Below are 19,054 nucleotides of genomic sequence, written 5' to 3' on the forward strand. Positions count from 1 at the left end.
CCCGCTGGGGTGTTGTTGCTGGGGCTAATCCATTGGCCTCCCCCCCACCCCTCCCACGAACGGAACTACCTCGGCAGGTCTCGCACGACCTCGGGGAGAACGGGACTACCTCGGCGGGAGCCCGACTACTTCGACGGCGTGATGACGACCTGGCCGGCCCACGTGAAGCCGCCGCCGAAGCCGAAGAGCAGGGCGGGCGTGCCGGCCGGGATCTTGCCCGCGTGCCACCACTTGGACAGGCCGAGGGGGATGGACGCGGCGGACGTGTTGCCGGACTCGGTGATGTCCGTGACGACCACGCGGTCCTCGAGGCCGAGCGCCTTGGCCAGCGGCTCGATGATGCGCAGGTTGGCCTGGTGCGCCACCAGCACGCCGATGTCGTCGAGCGTCAGGCCGGAGGCCTCGACGACCCGGCGGGCACGGTCGGCGGCGCGGGTGATGGCCCACTTGAAGACGGCCCGGCCGTCCTGGGCGAACTTCTCGGTGGGCATCTCGATGCGCACGGCGGGCGTGAGCTCGGGCTCGGAGCCCCACACGACGGGCCCGACGGCGGGGACGTCCGCGGCCTGCAGCACCACGGCGCCCGCACCGTCGGCCGTGAGGATGCAGGTGCTGCGGTCGGCCCAGTCGGTGACGGAGGTGAGCTTCTCCGCACCGACGACGACGGCGGTGCGCGCGGACCCGGCGCGGATGGCCTGGTCGGCGAGCCCGACGGCGTAGGCGAACCCGGAGCAGGCGGTGTTGACGTCGATGACGGCGGGGCCGACGACGTTGCGCAGGTCGGGCTCGTCCTCGCCCTCGGGCGTGCTGGCGCCGGGCTGCACGCCCGTGCGCAGGGCGTAGGCGACGCGGCCCGCGGTGTTCGGCGAACGGTCCACCGCGGTGGCGGTGGCGACGATCACCAGGTCGACGTCGGTGCCGGCGACGCCCGCGTCCTCGAGCGCGTGCCGGGCGGCGGCGGTGGCCATGTCCGCGACGGTGACGTCGTCGGCCGCGACGTGCCGGGTGACGATGCCGGTGCGCGAGCGGATCCACTCGTCGTTGGTCTCGACGAGCTGCGCGATGTCGTCGTTGGTCATGACCTTCTCGGGCTGGTGGTGGCCGAGACCGACGATGCGGGATCCTGCGGCGCCCGTCGGCAGCGTCAGGGCGGGTGCGGTGGACTCACTCATGGGAGCGATCATCCCACCGCGTCGGGCGCTGCCTCACCCCCGTGTCGGACGACGGACGGGCCGGCCCGCTCGACCAGCCCGAAGGGCACCGTGAGCACGACCCGCCCCACCTGGAGGTGGTACCGCGTCCGGCCGCGCTTGACGAGCGCGCCGACCACGCCGTCGTACCGGCCCGGGGCCACCACGCGCAGCGGCTCCCCCGGCAGCACCGTCGCCGGGTCGACCCGGCGCCCCGACGAGGCGCGGGGCCCCGGCGGGAGCGCCCCGTCGCGGCCCGCCGCCGAAGGCCCGCCGAGCTCGGGCACCGGCCGCCCGCGGTACGTCCACGACAGGAGGAACCGCCGGTCGAAGACGGGCGAGCAGCGGCCGCACGCCTGCGGTCGCTGCGGCCGCCGGAAGCGCGTCACGCGGTGCCCGGCGGGGCAGCGCCCCACCCAGTCGCCCTCGACCTCGGGGCTCCCCTCGCGCACCAGGCGGCGTCCGGTGGAGCCGATCCGCCGCGCCGTGGCACGCCAGACGGCGTCGTGCCCGTGCCGCGCACCGGCCAGCGCGTGCGCGATCTCGTGCAGCACCACCTCGCGCACGTCGGCCTCGTCGTACAGGGCGGTCAGCGGGCCCGACAGGCTGATCTCGCGGGCGTCGTGCCGGCACATCCCGGCGCGTCGCCGCGCCCGGTCGAACCGGAACGCCCAGCCGGACAGGCCGTGCTCCGCCATCAGCCCGCGCGCCAGGCGCGCCACGTCCCCCCGCTCCATGCCTCGCCCCCGCCCGTCGTGCCGCTCGCGCCCGGCCGCGCGCGCGGCCACCGGCAGGACGCTAACGGCCCCCGCGGACACCCGTCGCCGGCGATCCACAGGCCCGAGGGCGCCTGCGCGCGACGCGAGGTGTGCGCGCGGGGTCCGGCGAGCAGTCTCGCGTCAGACGCCGGCTTCCCGGGAGAAGCCCTCGATGTGCGCCGCCACCGCGGCGGAGGCGGCCGCGCCGTCGCCTGCCGCGACGGCGTCGAGCACGGCCCGGTGCTCGGCGCGCAGCCGGCCGGCGGTGCGCGGCCAGGACGGCAGCCGCTCGATGCCGACCGCGACGTAGCCGCCGATCGCGCCACGCAGGCCCGACATCACGGCCTCGACGAGCACGTTGCCGGCGAGGCGCACGAACTCCAGGTGGAACGCCTGGTCGAGCTCGAGGAACTCGGCGGCAGGGACGTCGTCGTCCTCCATCCGCGCCAGGAGCCGGCGCGCCTCCTCCAGGTGGGCGGCGGCGCCGGGCGCGTGGTCGGCCGCGCGTTCCGCGGCCTGCGCCACGGCCCACGACTCGAGCAGGACCCGCGTGGCGACGACGTCCCGCACCGGCAGCGTGCCGGTGGCGACGTGGAGGCGGACGGCCGCGCCCAGGCCGGCGGCGGGGCGGTCGATGACGACGGCGCCGGCGTTCGGGCCGGAGCCGACCCCGGGCCGGACGATGCCGAGCGCGTCGAGGACGCGGATCGCCTCGCGCACCGACGGCCGGGAGACGCCAAGGTCCTCCGCGAGCGCCCGCTCGCCGGGCAGCCGCTCGCCGAGGCCCCAGCGGCCGGCGGCGATGCCTTCCTCGAGGTAGGCGAGGACTCGTTCGTGGGTGCGCACGGGCTCAGCGTAACGACATCGGGCCCGGTGGTCAGACCACATCCGCTAGAGTGGCCGCTCGACGCCGCGCTCCCGTGCGGCGCCGCACCGCCCGGGCCATGCTGACCATGCAGGCCGTTGCTGGACCGACCGCCGCATCGCAGCGGCGCCGAAGGAGTTCCGAGGAGTCGCATGCGCATCGCCCTCGCCGCCACCTGTCTCGCCGACACCCTGTTCCCCGGGGCCCCGCGCGCCACCGCGCGCCTGCTGGAGCGGCTCGGCCACGAGGTCGTGTTCCCTACCGGCCAGGCGTGCTGCGGGCAGATGCACGTCAACACCGGCTACTTCCGCGAGGCGGTCCCGGTGATCCGCAACCACGTGGAGACGTTCGCGCCGGTGGCGGACGGCGAGTGGGACGCCGTCGTCATCCCGTCCGGGTCGTGCACAGGGTCCGTGCGCCACCAGCAGGCGATGGTCTGCCGCCGCGCCGGCCTCGACGACCTCGCGACGACCGCGGAGGCGGTCTCGGCGAAGACGTACGAGCTGTCGGAGCTGTTGGTCGACGTCCTCGGCGTCACCGACGTCGGCGCCTGGTTCCCGCACCGCGTCACCTACCACCCCACCTGCCACTCGCTGCGCATGCTGCACGTGGGCGACAAGCCGCTGCGGCTGCTGCGGGCCGTGGCGGGGATCGACCTCGTGGAGCTGCCCGCGGCGGACACGTGCTGCGGGTTCGGCGGCACGTTCGCGCTGAAGAACGCGGACACGTCGGCGGCGATGCTCGCGGACAAGACGGCGCACGTGCGCGGCACGGGCGCCGAGGTGCTCACCGCCGGCGACATGTCCTGCCTCATGCACATCGGCGGCGGCCTGTCCCGGCAGGGCACCGGCGTCCGGGCGCTGCACCTGGCCGAGGTGCTCGCCTCGACGCGCGAGGAGCTCACGCCCCTGCCCGAGGCGACGTTCACCCGCCCAGGGCGCGACGAGCGGACGGGGGCCGCGCGATGAGCGAGACGTTCCTCGGCCTGCCCCGGCCGCGACGCCGCCCCACCGAGGCGGACGAGCCGTTCGGCCCCGTCCCCCACCCGCAGGAGCCGCTGCGCTGGGGCCAGGACTTCCCCGCCGCGGCGAAGCAGACGCTCGCGAACGACCAGCTGCGCCGCAACCTCGGCCACGCCACGCAGGTGATCCGCACCAAGCGGGCCGCCGTCGTCGGCGAGGTGCCCGACTGGGAGCCGCTGCGCGACGCCGGCTCGGCCGTGAAGCAGCAGGTCATGGCGCACCTCCCGGACCTGCTCCAGCAGCTCGAGGAGAACGTCGTCGCGCGCGGCGGCATCGTGCACTGGGCGCGCGACGCGGTGGAGGCGAACCGGATCGTCGCCGGCATCGCGAAGGCCAAGGGCGCCGACGAGGTGGTCAAGGTCAAGTCGATGGCCACCCAGGAGATCGGGCTGAACGAGGCGCTGGCCGACCAGGGCGTCGCCGCCATCGAGACGGACCTGGCCGAGCTCATCGTGCAGCTCGCCGACGACATGCCCTCGCACATCCTGGTCCCCGCGATCCACCGCAACCGGTCGGAGATCCGCGACATCTTCCTCGCCCGCATGGGCGACGCCCCGCCCGACCTCTCGGACGTGCCGCGCGAGCTCGCGATGGCGGCCCGCGCGCACCTGCGCCGCAAGTTCCTGTCCGCCAAGGTGGCGGTGAGCGGCGCCAACTTCGCCGTCGCGGACACGGGCACGCTCGCCGTCGTCGAGTCGGAGGGCAACGGCCGCATGTGCCTCACGCTGCCCGAGACGCTGGTGACGGTGATGGGGATCGAGAAGCTGGTGCCCACCTTCGACGACCTCGAGGTGTTCCTGCAGCTGCTCCCCCGCTCGTCGACGGGCGAGCGCATGAACCCGTACACGTCGCTGTGGACGGGGGTCACGCCCGGTGACGGGCCGCAGGAGTTCCACCTGGTGCTGCTCGACAACGGCCGCACCGACGTGCTCGCCGACGAGGTAGGGCGCTCCGCGCTGCACTGCATCCGCTGCTCCGCGTGCCTCAACGTGTGCCCCGTCTACGAGCGGGTGGGCGGCCACGCCTACGGCTCCGTGTACCCCGGTCCGATCGGCGCGATACTCACGCCGCAGCTCACGGCGTCGACCGGCGGCGTGTCCGGGCACCACGACCCGAACGCCTCCCTGCCGTACGCGTCGTCGCTGTGCGGCGCGTGCTACGAGGTGTGCCCGGTGAAGATCGACATCCCGTCGATCCTCGTCGACCTGCGCGCCCGCGAGGTCGACGCCGACCGCTCGGCGCGCGCCGTCGACCCGTGGCGCACGGCCATGAAGGCCGCGTCGTGGGTGATGGCCGACGGCGACCGGTTCGCCGTCGCCGGTCGCGCCGCGACGCTGGGCAGCGGCCTCGGCGGCCGCGACCACGCGATCTCGGTGGCGCCTCCGCCGGCCACCGCGTGGACCCGGTCGCACGACCTGCCCGCCCCGCCCCGGCAGACGTTCCGGCAGTGGTGGAAGGCGGAGCACGAGAACGAGGAGGGCACCCGATGAGCGAGGCACGCACCGAGGTCCTGGCGCGCGTGCGCGCGGCGCTGGGACAGGCCGGCTCAGGCACGACGCCGTCGGGCAAGGTCGGCACGCCACCGCGCCCCGAGCCCGTGCCGCGGGCCTACCGCGCCGCCGGGGAGCACGCCGTCGGCTCGCCCGAGGTGCTGGAGCAGCTGGTCGACCGGCTCGTGGACTACAAGGCCCACGTGCACGACGTCACCGCCGACGCCCTGCCCGCCGCCGTCGCCACCCTCGTCGCCGACCTGTCAGGGCCACACGAAGGTTCCCGTGGTCGTGGCCCTGACAACTCCACGGCTCCGGAGTTGTCAGGGCCAGGAGCAGGTTCTGATGGCCCTGGTCCTGACAGGTCGGTGCGGGTGGTGGCGCCCGACGGGCTGGACGACGCGTGGCTCGCGGCGCTGCCGGCGGGCGTGGAGGTCGTGCGCGACTCGCGGGAGCGCCCGCTGGCCGCGACGGACCTGGACACCGTGGCCGCCGTCGTCACCGCCGCCCGGGTGGCGATCTCGGAGACGGGCACGATCGTGCTCGACGGCGAGCCGGACCAGGGGCGGCGCGCGATCTCGCTGGTGCCCGACGTGCACCTGTGCGTGGTGCGGGCCGACCAGGTGGTGCAGACGGTGCCCGAGGCCGTGCGGCTGCTCGGCGTGCACCCCGAGCGGCCGCTCACGTGGATCTCGGGCCCCAGCGCGACGTCGGACATCGAGCTGGACCGCGTGGAGGGCGTGCACGGCCCGCGGACCCTGCACGTGCTGCTGGTCGCCGCCGGCTGACGACGACCAGCCGCGCGTCAGGGCGTGTCGCCCACGGCGTCGACCAGCCCCGACTCGAGCAGGGCCCAGCCGGTGGGCTCCGAGTCCGCGTCCAGCGTCGTTCTGGTCCCGAGGACCTCGTCCGTGTCCGGGTCGATGACGATGTCGGTCCGAGCACCCCGGGCGGTCGTCAGGCCGACCCCCACCCCGCTGCGCCCCACGACGTCCGTCAGCCCTCCCGTCGTGGTCACCCCGGGGATCTGCGCGACGGCGCCGAGGAGCCCGGCCTCGATCTCCGGCGGCATCCCACCGTTCTCCAGCAGCCGGACGACCTCGTCGAACACCGCCTGGTCGGGGCGGTCGGCCGGGAGGCCTGCCGGCTCCTCGGGGGGGTCGACGGTGGCTCGCAGGAACGCGAGCATCGCCCCCGCGTCCCCGTCGGTCGGCATGCCCGTCGGGAACGCAGGGATGTCGCCACAGGCGTCCCAGGTCCCGTCGCAGGGTTCGAGAGGCGACTCCCACGGACCACCGTCGGGGTCCCACGGGTCCTGACCGGGCTCTGTCACCCCCGTGACCAGGCCCGGGTGCTGGGCGTCGACGGACTTCCAGGCCTCCCGGGTCTGGGTCACCATGGCGACCGCGTAGTCGCCGTCGGGCCCCTCACCCTCGTGCATGGCGCGCTGGACGCCCCTCGTGTACACGAACTGGTCGCCGCGCGGGTCCCATGCCGGTTCCTCCGCGGCACGGTCGGCCGCCGACCGCAGCAGCTCCACGGCCTCCGCGCTCGCCGCCGGCCGGTCGCCGACGGTCGGGACCACGGCGAGAGTCCCGGCCGCGACGGCGGCGATCCCGGCGGCGAGCACGACGCGGCGCCCGCCGCGGCGACGACCCGGCCCGGAGCCCGCGGAGCGGCGCCCACCGGGTCGGTCCCCACCCGACCCGACCGCGTCGCCCGAGCGGACCACGTGGAGCGCCGGAATCGGCTCCATCGGCTCGGGCGCTGCCACAAATCCCGCTCCCAGCTCGTCCACGATCCGCCGCCGCAACGCGAGGGGCGGCCCGGCCGTCGGCGGGTCGAGCAGGGTGCCCGCCTGCCGGAGCATCGTCATCTCGTCCATCAGCTCTCCTCCGTCCAACCCTGGGCGCGCAGCCGCGCGCGCAGCACGCGCCGGGCACGGTGCAGGCGCGAGCGCACCGTGCCGATCTTGATCTCGAGCGTCCGTGCGATCTGCTCGTAGGTGAGGTCGCCCCAGGCGGCGAGCAGGAGCACGTCCCGGTCGCGGGCCGCCAACGACGCGAGCGCCTCCGTGAGCGCCGGCCCCGCAGCCCGGGCGCTGACCGCCGCCGCGACGCCGTCCGCCAGGTCGTCGTCGGCGGGCGCGACCCCCGACCTCGCGAACGCGCGGTACCGCGCCGCCTCGGCGCGGTGCCAGCGGGCGATCTCCTTGGTCGCGATCCCGAACAGCCACGGTCGGGCGTCGATCCGGGAGAGGTCGTAGGAGTCCCGGCGCCGGAACGCGGCGACGAACGTGTCCGCCACGACGTCCTCGGCGTGCTCGGCACCCACCCGTCGGTACGCGTAGCGGTAGAGCTGGGCGGAGTACCGCCCGTAGAGCGCCGCGAAATGCTCGGGTTCCTCGATCGACGCCGAGATGATGGCGGCATCGCCGGAGGCGGGCTCTCGGCGCGCGACCGCCGTCATGTCGTCCCGGGTCTCGTGTCGCACGTCCGGACCATCTCCGCCTCCTCGTCGCTGCACTCCGTCGCTGTCCCCTGGTATCTCCCCTCGCGCCGCGAAGAGTTCACGGCGGAAGGGAGACGCCCGACGACGGGCTCGCGTCCAGGAGGGCGTGCACGGCCCGCGGACCCTGCGCATCTGCTCGTCGACGCTCCCAGAGCACGACGACCTGAGCACGACGACGGCGCCCGGGCCCACCGGGGTCCGGACGCCGTCGTCGTCAGCGCGTGATCGCTACCGGTTCAGCCCCGGCGACGTGCGCGGCGACGTGCCCGGGGTGGCGTCGGCGAGGCCGTCACGCAGCGCGAAGTACGCCGGCTTCTTCTCGAAGTCGCCGGTCATGATCGTGGCGTACCCCTCCGGGAAGACCCCCGGCACCCACGACCGCTCGTCGTCGAAGCCCCAGACCGTGAAGCTCGTGCAGGCGGACACACCGAGGCACGCCTGCAGCAGCCGGTCGTACCGGTCGGCCTGGGTGGCGATCTGCTCGGCGGTCGGCTCGCCGTCGTCGCCGAGCGGCATCCGGACGTCGGCCTCGGTGACGGCCACCTTCAGCCCAAGGTCGGCGAACCGCTGGAAGTTCGCCTGCATCGAGTCGTCGAAGCCGTACTGGAGGCTCAGGTGGCTCTGGGCGCCGAAGCCCTGCAGCGGCGCGCCGTCCGCGAGGAGCTCCTTGGCCAGCGCGTAGTAGGCGTCGGTCTTGGCGTTGATGCCCTCCGCGTTGTAGTCGTTCATGAAGAGCAGCGCGTCGGGGTCGGCCTCGTGGGCCCAGCGGAACACGTCGCCGATGAGGCCGACCGGGTCGTCCGCGCAGGCCTTGAGGAACGGGTTGGCCTCGGTGCGCAGTCGCACGCCGCCGGCGTCCCAGTCGTCCTGCATGACCTCGTTGATCACGTCCCACTCGTAGATCTCGCCGGCGTAGCGGCCGACGACGGTGCGCACGTGGTCCTCGAGGACGTCGCGCGCCTCGTCGCAGGTCCAGGTGGCGGCGGCCTCCGTCACCCACTCCGGGTTCTGGCTGTGCCACAGCAGCGTGTGCCCGCGGACCTCCTGGCCGTTGGCCTTGGCGAACGCCACGACGGCGTCCGCGCCGGAGAAGTCGTAGACGCCCGGCTCGGGGTGGAGCTCGGCCCACTTCATGTCGTTCTCGGGGGTGAGCGAGCCGAACTCGTCCCCGAGGATCTTCTGGAACGCGTTCGGGTTCTTGCGGTCGTAGCCGAGCAGCTCGTTCTTGCCCCACACGGCGCTGCCGATCTCGAGATCGTGCGGGCTCTCGGAGCGCAGCGTCGGCTCCGGCGGCCGGGCCTGGGCCATCGGGACGGCCAGTGCGAGGACCGTGACGGCGGACGCCGCGACGGCGGCGGCGCGCTTCAGCTGGGGGGAATGGGACATCGTTGTTCCTCTCCGGGTCGGGTCGTCGACGTCTCGGGCGAGACCGTCGAGGTGGTCCGAACGCGCCGAATATAACGATGTCGATAACGTTTTCGCAATGGCCTCGCGATCCTCCGCGCTCCCCCGGCCGGCGGCGCCCGCCGCCCGGCCGGTCGTCGCCGCTCGCCGGAGGCCGCAGAATGGGTGCCCGTGACCGACAGCGCGCCGCCGACGGACGAACCGGCCGAGTCCGACGCCCTCTTCGAGGTGCCGCCGGGCGCGCGCCGGCCCGCCCGGCGGATCGTGCTGCTCACCGGGCCGTCGGGGTCGGGCAAGACGGCCCTCACGCGCCGGCTCGGCCTGCCGGTGGTCAACCTCGACGACTTCTACCGCGACGTCGACCACCCGGGGATGCCGATGCGGTACGGCATCGTCGACTGGGACGACCCGCGCAGCTGGGACTCCGAGGCCGCGCTCGACGCGCTCCGCGAGGTCGTCCGCACGGGCCGCGCCGAGGTGCCCGTCTACGACATCCCGACGTCGCGCCGCACCGGCGGCACGGTGCTCGAGGCGGGCGACGCGCGCGTCGTCGTCGCCGAGGGGATCTTCGCGGCCGAGCTGGTCGCCGCGTGCCGGCGCGAGGGCATCCTCGCCGACGCGATCTGCCTCGCCCGCCCGCGCGTCGTGACGTTCTGGTTCCGCTTCCTGCGCGACGTCGCCGAGTCCCGCAAGCCGCTGCCCACCCTGGTACGGCGCGGCTGGGGCCTCATGCGCGCGGAGCCCGCCCTCGTGCGCCGCTGGGTGGGGCTGGGCTGCCGGCCCGTGGCGCCCGCGCAGGCCGAGCGGGACATCCGCGCCCTGCTCGCGGCCTGAGCTCGCTGCACGCGGTGCGGTGGCGCCCCTACGGTGGGCGCATGGCAACGGTGCGAAAGTTCCAGGTGACCTTCGACTGCGCGGACCCGGCGCGCGTCGCTCGCTTCTGGTGCGAGGTGCTCGGGTACGTCATGCCCGACGGCGTGGACTGCGTCGCGCAGGACCCCACCGGCGAGGGTCCGCGGTTGTTCTTCCAGAAGGTGCCCGAGGGAAAGGTCGTGAAGAACCGCGTGCACCTGGACGTACGCGTCGGCACCGGGCTCGTCGGCGACGAGCGCCTCGCCGCCCTGCGCGCCGAGCAGGCTCGCCTCGAGCCGCTGGGCGCCGTCCACCTGTGGACGCAGCTCGCGGACGGCGAGGAGGAGTCCTGCATCACCATGCAAGACGTCGAGGGCAACGAGTTCTGCCTCGACTGACGCCCGTCGCGGGAGCGTCAGGCGACGAACCCGAGGGACGCCCAGCGGAGCAGCGCCCACGCGAAGACGACGACGGACGCCGCGACGACCCACGGGCGGCTCCACCCGGCGAGCCCGGTCGCGGCTGCACCCACCAGGGCGAGCGGCACGAGGTAGAGCACCGCGAGCGCGCTGATCGCCAGCGCCGCGGCGAAGGCCGGCGTCACGCCGTCGCCCGACCCACGCGCCTCCCTGTCGAGGACCTCGCGCCCACCGCCGGCTTCGTTCGTCATCGCCGTCCTGCTTCCCGTCGACCCCGTGCACGTCGTCGTGCCGCGGCCGCGATCCTAGGGAGCACCGGGCACGGAGGGAAGCCGCCTCGCGCGAGCACCCGGACGCACCCGGTCGGCGCGTCGGGCGACCGGGGCTACGCGCCGGGCAGCGGCTCGTCGAACAGCTCCAGGAGGCGGGTGGTGGTGCGCCAGGAGCGCACGGTCATCTGCCGGAACACGGGCATGCCCATGAGCCGCTGGATGCGGGTACGCCGGGCCTCGGCCGCGACGCGGGAGAAGTAGATCGCCGCCGGGCCGGGCGCGACGGCGTCGACACCGTCGCGCAGCTCGGGCATCGCGTCAAGCACCTCGTGCGCGGTGAGCGGCGCCTTGAGGAAGAAGACGTCGCTGCGCAGCGCGTCGGAGCCGTGGTCCGGCGGCGCGGCGGCGACGGTGGCACTCAGCTCGTCCCGCGAGCGGACCAACGTCGGGACGGCGAAGCCGTACCGGTCCGCGAGCGCCGCCTCGATCGCGCACTCCAGGTCGGGACCGCTCGCCGGGCCCGCCGCCATCAGCACGTTGCCGCTCTGCTGCACGGTCCGCACGGCGCCGAGGCCGGCGTCCGCGAGGCACGCGGCGAGGTCCGTCATGGCGACGGCGTGGCGGCCGCCCACGTTGATCCCGCGCAGCAGCGCGACGGACGTGGGCACGGCGGGCGCCCCTGCGGACCGGCGCGGCTCGCTGACCATCCGTCCACGGTGCCACCGGCCCCCGACATCGGGCCTGGAAAGTGTCATGCGAACGTCACACGGCGGTCATCCGCACCACATGATCGGCGCTCACGCTGGGCGCAGGAGGTGGTCCGGATGGCTGTGCAGACGGTCGATCGGGGGGCTCTTCGAGTCCTCTCGCTCTACGAGGGGTTCTTCAGCGGCGGCGCGCGCGTGCTGCACTCGTCGGTGGTGGCCGGCCTGCACGGCCAAGGCCGCCAGCGGCACGCCGTGCTGAGCATCCACGACGACGTGCGGCGTGAGGCCGCGCGGCAGCGGATGGTCGACGACCCCCGCTACCGGCAGCTCACGGCAGCGGGCGTGCGCGTGACGTCGCTCGGCCGGTCCGCGGACGTGCCGCACGACCCGGAGGTCGTCACCGACGCGGAGGCCGAGGTGCTCGCCCGCGCGCTCGGCGCCACCGACGTCGTGCTGTCGCTGAAGGAGCAGCCGCTGCGGCTGCTCTCCCGGCCCGACGTGCTGCCGGACCGGCCGGTGGTCGCGTGCCTGCACCGGTCCGACCCGCAGAACCAGGGCTCGGGGCTCGGGCACCTGCTGCGCGCGGCCGACGACGGGCGGCTCGCCGCGGTCGTGTGCTGCGCGGAGTCCACCCGCGCCGCCTACGAGGCCGCGGGCGTGCCCGCGCACCTGCTGCGCGTCATCCCGAACGGCGTCGACCTCACGCGCTTCCGCCCCGTGCCGCCGGCGCGGCGCCTGGCCCTGCGCGGGGCGCACCGGCTCCCCGCCGACGGTGTGGTCGTCACGTACGCCGCCCGCTACGACGCGATGAAGAACCCGGGCCTGTTCCTGGCCGCGGCCCGCGAGCTGCTCGGCCGCGACACGGACGCGCACGTGGTGCTGTGCGGGGCGGGGATGAGCCCCGCGAACCCGGACCTGGGCGCCGACCTCGTGCTGGCCTTCGCCGACCGGCCCGATCTGCTCGCGCGCGTGCACCTGCTGGGCGTGCGGCACGACATGGAGCGGGTGCTCGCCGCGTCGGACGTCGTGGCACTCACGTCCGCGTTCGGCGAGGCCGCCCCGCTGTGCCTCATCGAGGGCGCGATGTGCGGCGCGGTCCCCGTGACGACGCCCGTGGGCGACAGCGCGCGGATCGTGGACGGCATCGGCCTGGTGACCGGCTTCGACCCGGCGGAGGTCGCGGCCGCCTGGCTCGAGGCCGCCGCCCGCCGCGACGCCCTCTCCGGCGCGCTGGTCGCCGCGCGGCCCCGGTTCAGCCACGTGCGCATGCTGTCCGCGTACGCCGCCACGGTCGAGCGGGCCCACCGCGGGCTGGGCCTGACGCTGGCGCGCGGCTGAGCCGCGGCGCCGCGACCGACGTCGCGCGGGCTACGCCACGTCGGGCCGCGTCATCAGGGGCGCGGTCACGTGCAGGGCCAGGTCGGGGCCCGTCAGGGGCACGAGGTTCCACGTCGCGACGGCGGTACCGCCGTGGGCGTCGACCTCCACGCGCACGCGGTGCGGCGTCGTGATCACCACGACGTCGGCGACGAACGTCCGCCCCCGCCAGGCGCCGCGCGCGACGACCGGCCGCCCGAGCGGTGCGCTCTCCCGCCATCCCTCGTGGCCCACCTCGACGTCGAGGCCCGGCCCGAGGCGCAGGAGCCAGCCGCCGTCGCGGGGCTCGACGGCCACGACCGTCCCGTCCGGCAGCGCGGAGCCCTCGGCGGACGCGTCGACGCTCGCCGTGACGGCTTCGCGACCACCGACCGTCCCCGTTACGGGCGGCAGCGCGAGCCCTCGCAGCCGCTCGGCGAGGGCCGCGTCGGCGGCCGGGTCCCCGCCGCCGTCCGGGTCGGCGTCGAGCCCAGGCAGGAGGCACTCCCACAGCGGGCCGAGCAGCGTCTCTCCACCCGCGCTCAGCGCAGCCGTCACCGCGACCACGAGGTCGAGCGACGGCACGACGACGCAGCTCTGTCCGAACGACCCCTCCCCCCGGAACCCGTGCCGCGACCTCCAGAACTGGTACCCGTACCCGCACAGCACGTCAGGGTTCTGCGACCAGCCCTCGACCTGCTCCGTGGGCGCGTGCCACGCCGTGGCGGTCTCGACCCACGCGCGCGGCACGAGCTGCCGGTCGCCCCATCGGCCGCCGCGGCGCAGCAGCTCCCCGAAGGCGGCCACCGCCTCGGTCGTCAGGTGCAGGCCGTGGAAGCCGAAGGACGCTCCGCTCGCCACCCGGTCCCACTCCGCGTGGTGGACGCCCATCGGGACGAAGACCCGCTCGTCGAGGAGCTCGGGGAGGCCGCACCCGGTGACCCGCTCCACCATGCGGGCGAGGACGTAGGTGGTGGCGTTGTCGTAGCCGTGCACCGTGCCCTCGGGGGCGGCGAACGGCACGCGCAGGAAGCCCTTCGTCAGGTCCCCCGGCTCGAGCTCCCACGCCTCCGTGAGGCTGTCGGTGCGGTGGCCGCTGGTCATCGACAGCAGGTGGTGGACGGTGAGGCGCCGCCCCTGCGCGAGGACGTCCGCGGGGCCGTCGGCGGGCGCGCTCTCCGGCAGCACGTCGACCACGCGGTCGTCGAGGGAGAGCAGCCCGTCGGCGACGGCCAGCCCGACGGCGACGGCGGTGAACGACTTGGTCAGCGAGTACAGCAGGTGCGGGCGGTCCGCCGTGTACGGCGCCCACCACCCCTCGGCGACGACGCGGCCGTGGCGCACCACCATGAGCGAGTGGCACTCGACGCCGTCGGCCTCGAGCCGGTCGAGCAGGTCGAGCACGGCGCGGGCGGACACGCCCTCCGCCGACGGGGTCGAGCGCGGCAGCAGGGACGGTCCGGGGTGCATGCGGGCACCGTACCGACGCCGCGCCACGGAATTTCGCGGGGCCGCGCGCCCCGGGTGCTCCCGCCGTCAGCGCGTCGAGTCGCGCAGCTGCACCTCGAAGTCGACGTCGGTGACGGCGCCGCCCACGGCGTCGTCGACGGCGGCCCGGACGGCGAGGCCACCCATCTCCTCCAGCGGGATGCGCACGGTGGACAGGGCGGGCACGTGGTCGCGCAGCGTGGGGACGTCGTCGAACCCGGCGACGCGCACGTCGCGCGGCACCTCGACGCCGAGCTCGCGCAGGCGCGCGATGAGGCCGATAGCCATGACGTCGGTGACGGCGAAGACGCACAGCGGGTCGCTGCCGGCAGGCTCGGCGCGCACCAGCTCGGCGAGATCGTCGCCGGCCGCGTAGCCGCCGTCGCGGGAGAACTCGGCGGTGAGCACCTCGGCCACGGTGCCGCCCCCGGCACGCGCGGCCGCGGTGAAGGCGTCGGTACGCTCGCGCGACGTCACAACCCGGGCCGGGCCGCCGAGCACCACGAAGCGCCGCTGACCCTGGGCGAGCAGCGCCTCCGCGAGCGCGCGGGCCCCGGCGGCGTTCGGCGGGCGCACGACCGACCCGTCGCCCACGGGCTGGCCCACGATGACGGAGCGACCTCCGGCGGCGACGAACGCGTCGAGCTCGGCGGCCAGGGCGGCGTCCTCGTCGGGCGTCCAGCGCGTGCCGGCGACGACGACGGCGTCCACGCGGTGTGCGGCGAACGCGGCGACGGCCTCGCGCTCGGCCTCGGGGTCGCGGCCCGTCGAGGCGAGCAGCACGAGGCGCCCGCGGTCGCGGGCGGCGTTCTGCGCGCCGGCGGCGATCGAGGAGAAGTAGGGGTCGGAGATGTCCTGGACGACGAGCCCCAGCAGACCCGACCGCGCCCGCGCCAGGGCCTGGGCCTGGGCGTTCACGACGTATCCCAGCTCGGAGGCCGCCGCCTGGACGCGGGCGACCAGCTCCGCGCCGGGCTGCCGCGCCGACCCGTTGAGCACCCGCGACGCCGTGGCGAGGGAGACCCCCGCGCGGTCCGCGACGTCCTGCAGCCTCGCTCGTCCCACGTGCTCCTCCTGGCCTGTCCGGGCGTCCGCCTTGACGCGCTCGCCGGACACACCTTACCGTGATCGGGAAAGCGCATTCCTCTGCCGTCCCGGCATAGGGTCCGTGCACCACCCGGCGCCGCGCGCCGACGACGAAGGAGTCCTGAGTGAGCACACCCACGCGCACCCTGCGCATCGCGATGAACGGCGTGACGGGCCGCATGGGCTACCGCCAGCACCTCGTGCGCTCGATCCTGCCGATCCGCGAGCAGGGCGGCGTCGAGCTGGCCGACGGCTCGCGCGTCCAGGTGGAGCCCGTGCTGGTGGGCCGCAACGAGTCCAGGCTCGCCGAGCTGGCCGCGCTGCACGGCGTGGACGAGTACACGACCGACCTCGACGGGATCATCGCCGACCCCGCCACGGACATCGTGTTCGACGCCTCCATGACCTCGCTGCGCGCCAAGACCCTCACCAAGGCGATGCAGGCCGGCAAGCACGTCTACACCGAGAAGCCCACCGCGGAGACGCTCGCCGAGGCCGTCGACCTCGCCCGCCTGCGCGAGGAGACCGGCGTCACCGCCGGCGTCGTGCACGACAAGCTGTACCTGCCGGGCCTGGTCAAGCTGCGCCGCCTCGTCGACGAGGGCTTCTTCGGGCGCATCCTGTCGCTGCGCGGCGAGTTCGGCTACTGGGTGTTCGAGGGCGACCACCAGGCCGCGCAGCGGCCGTCGTGGAACTACCGCAAGGAGGACGGCGGCGGCATGACCACGGACATGTTCTGCCACTGGAACTACGTCCTGGAGGGCATCCTCGGCGCCGTCAAGACCGTCAACGCGCAGACCACCACGCACATCCCCACCCGCTGGGACGAGCAGGGCAAGGAGTACGCCGCCACCGCCGACGACGCCGCGTACGGCATCTTCGAGGTCGAGACGCCGGACGGCGACCCGGTCGTGGCGCAGATCAACTCCTCCTGGGCCGTGCGCGTGTACCGCGACGAGCTCGTCGAGTTCCAGGTGGACGGCACGCACGGCTCGGCCGTCGCCGGGCTGCGCAAGTGCGTGGCCCAGCAGCGCGCGCACACCCCCAAGCCCGTGTGGAACCCCGACCTGCCCGTCACCGAGCCGTTCCGCGACCAGTGGCTCGAGGTGCCCGCGAACGCCGACCTCGACAACGGCTTCAAGCTGCAGTGGGAGGAGTTCCTGCGCGACGTCGTCGCCGGCCGCCCGCACCGGTTCGACCTGCTGTCCGCCGCGCGCGGCGTGCAGCTCGCAGAGCTCGGGCTGCTGTCGTCGGCCGAGGGCCGCCGCCTCGACGTCCCGGAGATCGCGCTGTGACGACGACGTCCGTGAACACCGCCCTCGCCCCGGAGCTGACGCCCAGCGGCGTCACCGTGCGCCTCCCCCGGTTCGACGCCGCGGGCCGCGCCACCGGCACGGAGGTGCGCGAGCTGCACGCCCCGGGCCCGTGGACGAAGCCCGCCGGGCCGATCACCTCGCGCCTCGCGTTCGCGGCGGCCCACGTCGTGCCGCAGGTCGGCGCGGAGAACGTGCCGGGCGCGCCCGCCGTCGTCGACTGGGACGCGACGCTCGCCTACCGGCACCGCATCTGGGAGCACGGCCTCGGCGTCGCCGACGCCATGGACACCGCGCAGCGCGGCATGGGCCTGGACTGGGCCGCGACGCAGGAGCTGGTGCGCCGGTCGTCCGCCGAGGCCGCGGCCGTCGGCGCGCGCATCGCGTGCGGCGCGGGCACGGACCAGCTCGACCCGGCGACCCTCGAGCCCGGGGAGGCCGGCCTCGCCCAGGTGGTCGACGCCTACCGCGAGCAGGTGCACGTGGTGCAGGACGCCGGCGCGCAGGTCATCGTCATGGCCTCGCGCGCGCTGGCGAAGGTGGCCCGCTCCCCCGAGGACTACGCGCGCGTCTACGACGCCGTCCTCGCGGAGGCCGACCGGCCCGTCGTGCTGCACTGGCTGGGCACGATGTTCGACCCGGCCCTGGCCGGGTACTGGGGGTCCGACGACGTCGAGTCCGCGACCCGGACGTTCCTCGACCTCATCCGGGCCCACCAGGACAGGGTCGACGGCGTCAAGGTGTCGCTGCTCGACGCGCAGCACGAGGTCGGGCTGCGCCGCGCGCTGGCCGCCCTCGACGGCTCGCCCGTGCGCCTCTACACCGGCGACGACTTCAACTACCCCGAGCTGATCGCGGGCGACGAGCAGGGCCACTCCGACGCCCTGCTCGGCATCTTCGCCGCCATCTACCCGGCGGCGTCCACCGCGCTGCAGGCGTTCGACGCCGGCGCCGCGGGAGACCCGGACGGCGCGGCCCGCGGGCACGCGATCCTCGCCTCGACCGAGAGGCTGGGGCGGCACATCTTCGCGGCGCCGACCTTCTACTACAAGACGGGCGTGGCGTTCCTGTCCTGGCTGAACGGCTTCCAGCCGGGCTTCCAGCTCGTGGGCGGGCTGCAGTCGGGCCGGTCGCTGGCGCACCTGGTGGAGCTCGCGCGCCTGGCCGACGGCTGCGGCATGCTGCTCGACCCGGCGCTCGCCGCCCGGCGCCTGGACGCGCTGCTCGTCACGAACGGGGTGACCGCATGACCGCCACGCCGGACGGAGCAGACCTCGGCCGCTGCTCCCTCAACACCGCCACCGTCAAGCACGCCACCCTCGCCGAGGCCGTCGACGCCGCGGCGGCCGCCGGGATGGGTGCGGTCGGGCTGTGGCGCCACCAGGTGCAGGAGCACGGCGCCGACAAGGCGGCCCGGATCGTCGCCGACGCGGGACTCCGGGTCTCCTCGCTGTGCCGGGGCGGCTTCCTCACCGCCGCCGACGAGGCCGGGATCGCGGCCGCGCTCGACGACAACAAGCGCGCCATCGAGGAGACCGCGGGCGTCGGCACCCGCGAGCTGGTCTTCGTCGTGGGCGGCCTGCCCGCCGTGAGCGCGCCCGGCCGTGGCCCCCGCACCGACGCCGGGCCGGGCGACCGGGACGTCGTCGCCGCCCGGAACCGCGTGGCCGACCGGGTCGCCGAGCTCGCGCCGTTCGCGGCCGAGCACGACGTGCGGATCGTGCTCGAGGCGCTCCACCCGATGTTCGCCGCCGACCGCGCGGTGATCTCCACGCTCGGGCAGGCGCTCGACCTCGCCGCGCCGTTCGCCCCCGAGACCGTGGGCGTGGTCGTCGACACCTACCACGTGTGGTGGGACCCGCAGCTGCGCGAGTCGATCGCGCGGGCCGGGGCCGAGAGCCGCATCGCCGGTTACCAGGTGTGCGACTGGAACCTGCCGCTGGCCGCCGACCCGCTCAACTCCCGCGGGCACGTGGGCGACGGGTACGTCGACTTTCCGACGATCTCCCGCTGGGTCGCGGAGGCCGGCTACACCGGGGACGTCGAGACCGAGATCTTCAACGAGGAGATCTGGGCCGACGACCACCGCGCCACCGCCCGCACCGTCGCCGAGCGGTACGCGGCGCACGTGCTGCCGCACCTGTGACGGCACGACCGGTCCGGACGCGACCGGTCAGGATCGGAGAAGCGCGAGCAGCGGGCGCTCCCTAGCGTGGGTGGTGGGGGGGGGGGGGGGGGGGGGGCCCACCCCCCATGAAGAGAAAAAAGAACAAAACACCCAGCACCCTCCCCACCCACACCCACCAACCGCACAGAACCAA

Annotated in this window: 19 protein-coding genes; 9 read left to right on the forward strand and 10 right to left on the reverse strand. The window is 75.0% G+C overall.

Going from position 1 to position 19,054, the window contains the following annotated elements; all coding sequences use genetic code 11:
• Nucleotides 1-125 precede the first annotated feature (125 nt).
• From ACWF41_RS06015 to ACWF41_RS06025, 3 genes are all read right to left on the reverse strand, one after another.
• Nucleotides 126-1,172 (reverse strand): beta-ketoacyl-ACP synthase III, encoded by a 1,047-nt coding sequence (locus ACWF41_RS06015; protein WP_380322048.1) that lies wholly within the window; start codon nt 1,170-1,172, stop codon nt 126-128.
• 8 nt (nt 1,173-1,180) lie between these two features.
• Complete coding sequence (locus ACWF41_RS06020) at nt 1,181-1,978, reverse strand: SprT-like domain-containing protein (RefSeq protein ID WP_380322045.1); 798 nt, start codon at nt 1,976-1,978, stop codon at nt 1,181-1,183.
• Between the two features lie 111 nt (nt 1,979-2,089).
• Nucleotides 2,090-2,794 (reverse strand): FadR/GntR family transcriptional regulator, encoded by a 705-nt coding sequence (locus tag ACWF41_RS06025; RefSeq protein WP_380322042.1) that lies wholly within the window; start codon nt 2,792-2,794, stop codon nt 2,090-2,092.
• Between the two features lie 171 nt (nt 2,795-2,965).
• On the opposite strand from ACWF41_RS06025, the gene ACWF41_RS06030 reads away from it, so the two are divergent.
• Genes ACWF41_RS06030 through ACWF41_RS06040 form a run of 3 tightly spaced genes read left to right on the forward strand, consistent with a single transcriptional unit; the run spans nt 2,966 to nt 6,113 of the window.
• Nucleotides 2,966-3,781 (forward strand): (Fe-S)-binding protein, encoded by an 816-nt coding sequence (locus ACWF41_RS06030; RefSeq protein WP_380322039.1) that lies wholly within the window; start codon nt 2,966-2,968, stop codon nt 3,779-3,781.
• Nucleotides 3,778-5,325, forward strand: coding sequence for a LutB/LldF family L-lactate oxidation iron-sulfur protein (locus tag ACWF41_RS06035; RefSeq protein WP_380322036.1), 1,548 nt, complete (start codon nt 3,778-3,780; stop codon nt 5,323-5,325). Before ACWF41_RS06030 ends, ACWF41_RS06035 begins: the two co-directional genes overlap by 4 nt.
• A complete protein-coding gene (locus ACWF41_RS06040; protein ID WP_380322033.1) occupies nt 5,322-6,113 on the forward strand; it encodes a LutC/YkgG family protein in 792 nt (263 codons plus the stop codon). The genes ACWF41_RS06035 and ACWF41_RS06040 overlap by 4 nt, the downstream gene beginning before the upstream one ends.
• Before the next feature lie 17 nt (nt 6,114-6,130).
• Here ACWF41_RS06040 and ACWF41_RS06045 read toward each other — a convergent pair whose 3' ends face one another.
• The 3 genes from ACWF41_RS06045 to ACWF41_RS06055 all read right to left on the reverse strand — a co-directional run bounded on the left by ACWF41_RS06045 (nt 6,131) and on the right by ACWF41_RS06055 (nt 9,222).
• Nucleotides 6,131-7,210, reverse strand: a complete 1,080-nt coding sequence (locus ACWF41_RS06045; protein WP_380322030.1) for a CU044_5270 family protein — start codon at nt 7,208-7,210, stop codon at nt 6,131-6,133.
• Complete coding sequence (locus ACWF41_RS06050; protein WP_380322027.1) at nt 7,210-7,818, reverse strand: RNA polymerase sigma factor; 609 nt, start codon at nt 7,816-7,818, stop codon at nt 7,210-7,212. The genes ACWF41_RS06045 and ACWF41_RS06050 overlap by 1 nt, the downstream gene beginning before the upstream one ends.
• A gap of 246 nt (nt 7,819-8,064) precedes the next feature.
• Nucleotides 8,065-9,222 (reverse strand): endo-1,4-beta-xylanase, encoded by a 1,158-nt coding sequence (locus tag ACWF41_RS06055; protein WP_380322024.1) that lies wholly within the window; start codon nt 9,220-9,222, stop codon nt 8,065-8,067.
• Nucleotides 9,223-9,411: 189 nt separating this feature from the next.
• Between ACWF41_RS06055 and ACWF41_RS06060 the strand changes: the two genes are divergently transcribed.
• Nucleotides 9,412-10,074: a uridine kinase family protein gene (locus tag ACWF41_RS06060; RefSeq protein ID WP_380322021.1), complete on the forward strand. Its 663-nt coding sequence runs from the start codon at nt 9,412-9,414 to the stop codon at nt 10,072-10,074.
• A 41-nt stretch (nt 10,075-10,115) separates the two neighbouring features.
• A complete protein-coding gene (locus ACWF41_RS06065) occupies nt 10,116-10,490 on the forward strand; it encodes a VOC family protein (RefSeq protein ID WP_380322018.1) in 375 nt (124 codons plus the stop codon).
• Between the two features lie 17 nt (nt 10,491-10,507).
• On the opposite strand, the gene ACWF41_RS06070 is transcribed toward ACWF41_RS06065, so the two are convergent.
• Together ACWF41_RS06070 and ACWF41_RS06075 are read right to left on the reverse strand one after the other, a co-directional pair.
• Entirely contained in the window at nt 10,508-10,762 is a 255-nt protein-coding gene (locus tag ACWF41_RS06070; protein ID WP_380322015.1) for a hypothetical protein, read from the reverse strand.
• Nucleotides 10,763-10,896: 134 nt separating this feature from the next.
• Nucleotides 10,897-11,490 carry a DUF1697 domain-containing protein gene (locus tag ACWF41_RS06075; RefSeq protein ID WP_380322012.1) on the reverse strand — a complete coding sequence of 198 codons (594 nt, stop codon included), beginning with the start codon at nt 11,488-11,490 and terminating at the stop codon, nt 10,897-10,899.
• Nucleotides 11,491-11,607: 117 nt separating this feature from the next.
• Here ACWF41_RS06075 and ACWF41_RS06080 point away from each other — a divergent pair, with 117 nt between their 5' ends.
• Nucleotides 11,608-12,828 (forward strand): glycosyltransferase, encoded by a 1,221-nt coding sequence (locus ACWF41_RS06080; protein WP_380322009.1) that lies wholly within the window; start codon nt 11,608-11,610, stop codon nt 12,826-12,828.
• Nucleotides 12,829-12,858: 30 nt separating this feature from the next.
• On the opposite strand, the gene ACWF41_RS06085 is transcribed toward ACWF41_RS06080, so the two are convergent.
• Both ACWF41_RS06085 and ACWF41_RS06090 read right to left on the reverse strand, forming a co-directional pair.
• Nucleotides 12,859-14,316 (reverse strand): serine hydrolase domain-containing protein, encoded by a 1,458-nt coding sequence (locus ACWF41_RS06085; protein ID WP_380322006.1) that lies wholly within the window; start codon nt 14,314-14,316, stop codon nt 12,859-12,861.
• 66 nt (nt 14,317-14,382) lie between these two features.
• On the reverse strand, nt 14,383-15,399 hold the full coding sequence (locus ACWF41_RS06090; RefSeq protein WP_380322003.1) for a LacI family DNA-binding transcriptional regulator: 1,017 nt from the start codon (nt 15,397-15,399) through the stop codon (nt 14,383-14,385).
• Nucleotides 15,400-15,578: 179 nt separating this feature from the next.
• On the opposite strand from ACWF41_RS06090, the gene ACWF41_RS06095 reads away from it, so the two are divergent.
• From ACWF41_RS06095 to ACWF41_RS06105, 3 genes are read left to right on the forward strand one after another with little or no spacing between them, the layout of a single operon-like run.
• Nucleotides 15,579-16,715, forward strand: a complete 1,137-nt coding sequence (locus tag ACWF41_RS06095) for a Gfo/Idh/MocA family protein (protein WP_380322054.1) — start codon at nt 15,579-15,581, stop codon at nt 16,713-16,715.
• A gap of 56 nt (nt 16,716-16,771) precedes the next feature.
• The gene (locus tag ACWF41_RS06100; RefSeq protein ID WP_380322051.1) at nt 16,772-17,983 is read left to right on the forward strand and encodes a dihydrodipicolinate synthase family protein; all 1,212 of its coding nucleotides are present in this window, start codon (nt 16,772-16,774) and stop codon (nt 17,981-17,983) included.
• A complete protein-coding gene (locus tag ACWF41_RS06105) occupies nt 17,980-18,879 on the forward strand; it encodes a sugar phosphate isomerase/epimerase family protein (protein WP_380322000.1) in 900 nt (299 codons plus the stop codon). Before ACWF41_RS06100 ends, ACWF41_RS06105 begins: the two co-directional genes overlap by 4 nt.
• Nucleotides 18,880-19,054: the final 175 nt, after the last annotated feature.

It is taken from the genome of Isoptericola sp. NPDC055063 (assembly GCF_053608125.1).

Bases quoted from the DNA above. Each gene is read 5' to 3' on its own strand.
- ACWF41_RS06015 (WP_380322048.1), bottom strand. From the start codon at position 1,172: ATGAGTGAGTCCACCGCACCCGCCCTGACGCTGCCGACGGGCGCCGCA.
- ACWF41_RS06030 (WP_380322039.1), top strand. From the start codon at position 2,966: ATGCGCATCGCCCTCGCCGCCACCTGTCTCGCCGACACCCTGTTCCCC.
- ACWF41_RS06035 (WP_380322036.1), top strand. From the start codon at position 3,778: ATGAGCGAGACGTTCCTCGGCCTGCCCCGGCCGCGACGCCGCCCCACC.
- ACWF41_RS06040 (WP_380322033.1), top strand. From the start codon at position 5,322: ATGAGCGAGGCACGCACCGAGGTCCTGGCGCGCGTGCGCGCGGCGCTG.
- ACWF41_RS06045 (WP_380322030.1), bottom strand. From the start codon at position 7,210: ATGGACGAGATGACGATGCTCCGGCAGGCGGGCACCCTGCTCGACCCG.
- ACWF41_RS06055 (WP_380322024.1), bottom strand. From the start codon at position 9,222: ATGTCCCATTCCCCCCAGCTGAAGCGCGCCGCCGCCGTCGCGGCGTCC.
- ACWF41_RS06065 (WP_380322018.1), top strand. From the start codon at position 10,116: ATGGCAACGGTGCGAAAGTTCCAGGTGACCTTCGACTGCGCGGACCCG.
- ACWF41_RS06070 (WP_380322015.1), bottom strand. From the start codon at position 10,762: ATGACGAACGAAGCCGGCGGTGGGCGCGAGGTCCTCGACAGGGAGGCG.
- ACWF41_RS06075 (WP_380322012.1), bottom strand. From the start codon at position 11,490: ATGGTCAGCGAGCCGCGCCGGTCCGCAGGGGCGCCCGCCGTGCCCACG.
- ACWF41_RS06080 (WP_380322009.1), top strand. From the start codon at position 11,608: ATGGCTGTGCAGACGGTCGATCGGGGGGCTCTTCGAGTCCTCTCGCTC.
- ACWF41_RS06085 (WP_380322006.1), bottom strand. From the start codon at position 14,316: ATGCACCCCGGACCGTCCCTGCTGCCGCGCTCGACCCCGTCGGCGGAG.
- ACWF41_RS06095 (WP_380322054.1), top strand. From the start codon at position 15,579: ATGAACGGCGTGACGGGCCGCATGGGCTACCGCCAGCACCTCGTGCGC.
- ACWF41_RS06105 (WP_380322000.1), top strand. From the start codon at position 17,980: ATGACCGCCACGCCGGACGGAGCAGACCTCGGCCGCTGCTCCCTCAAC.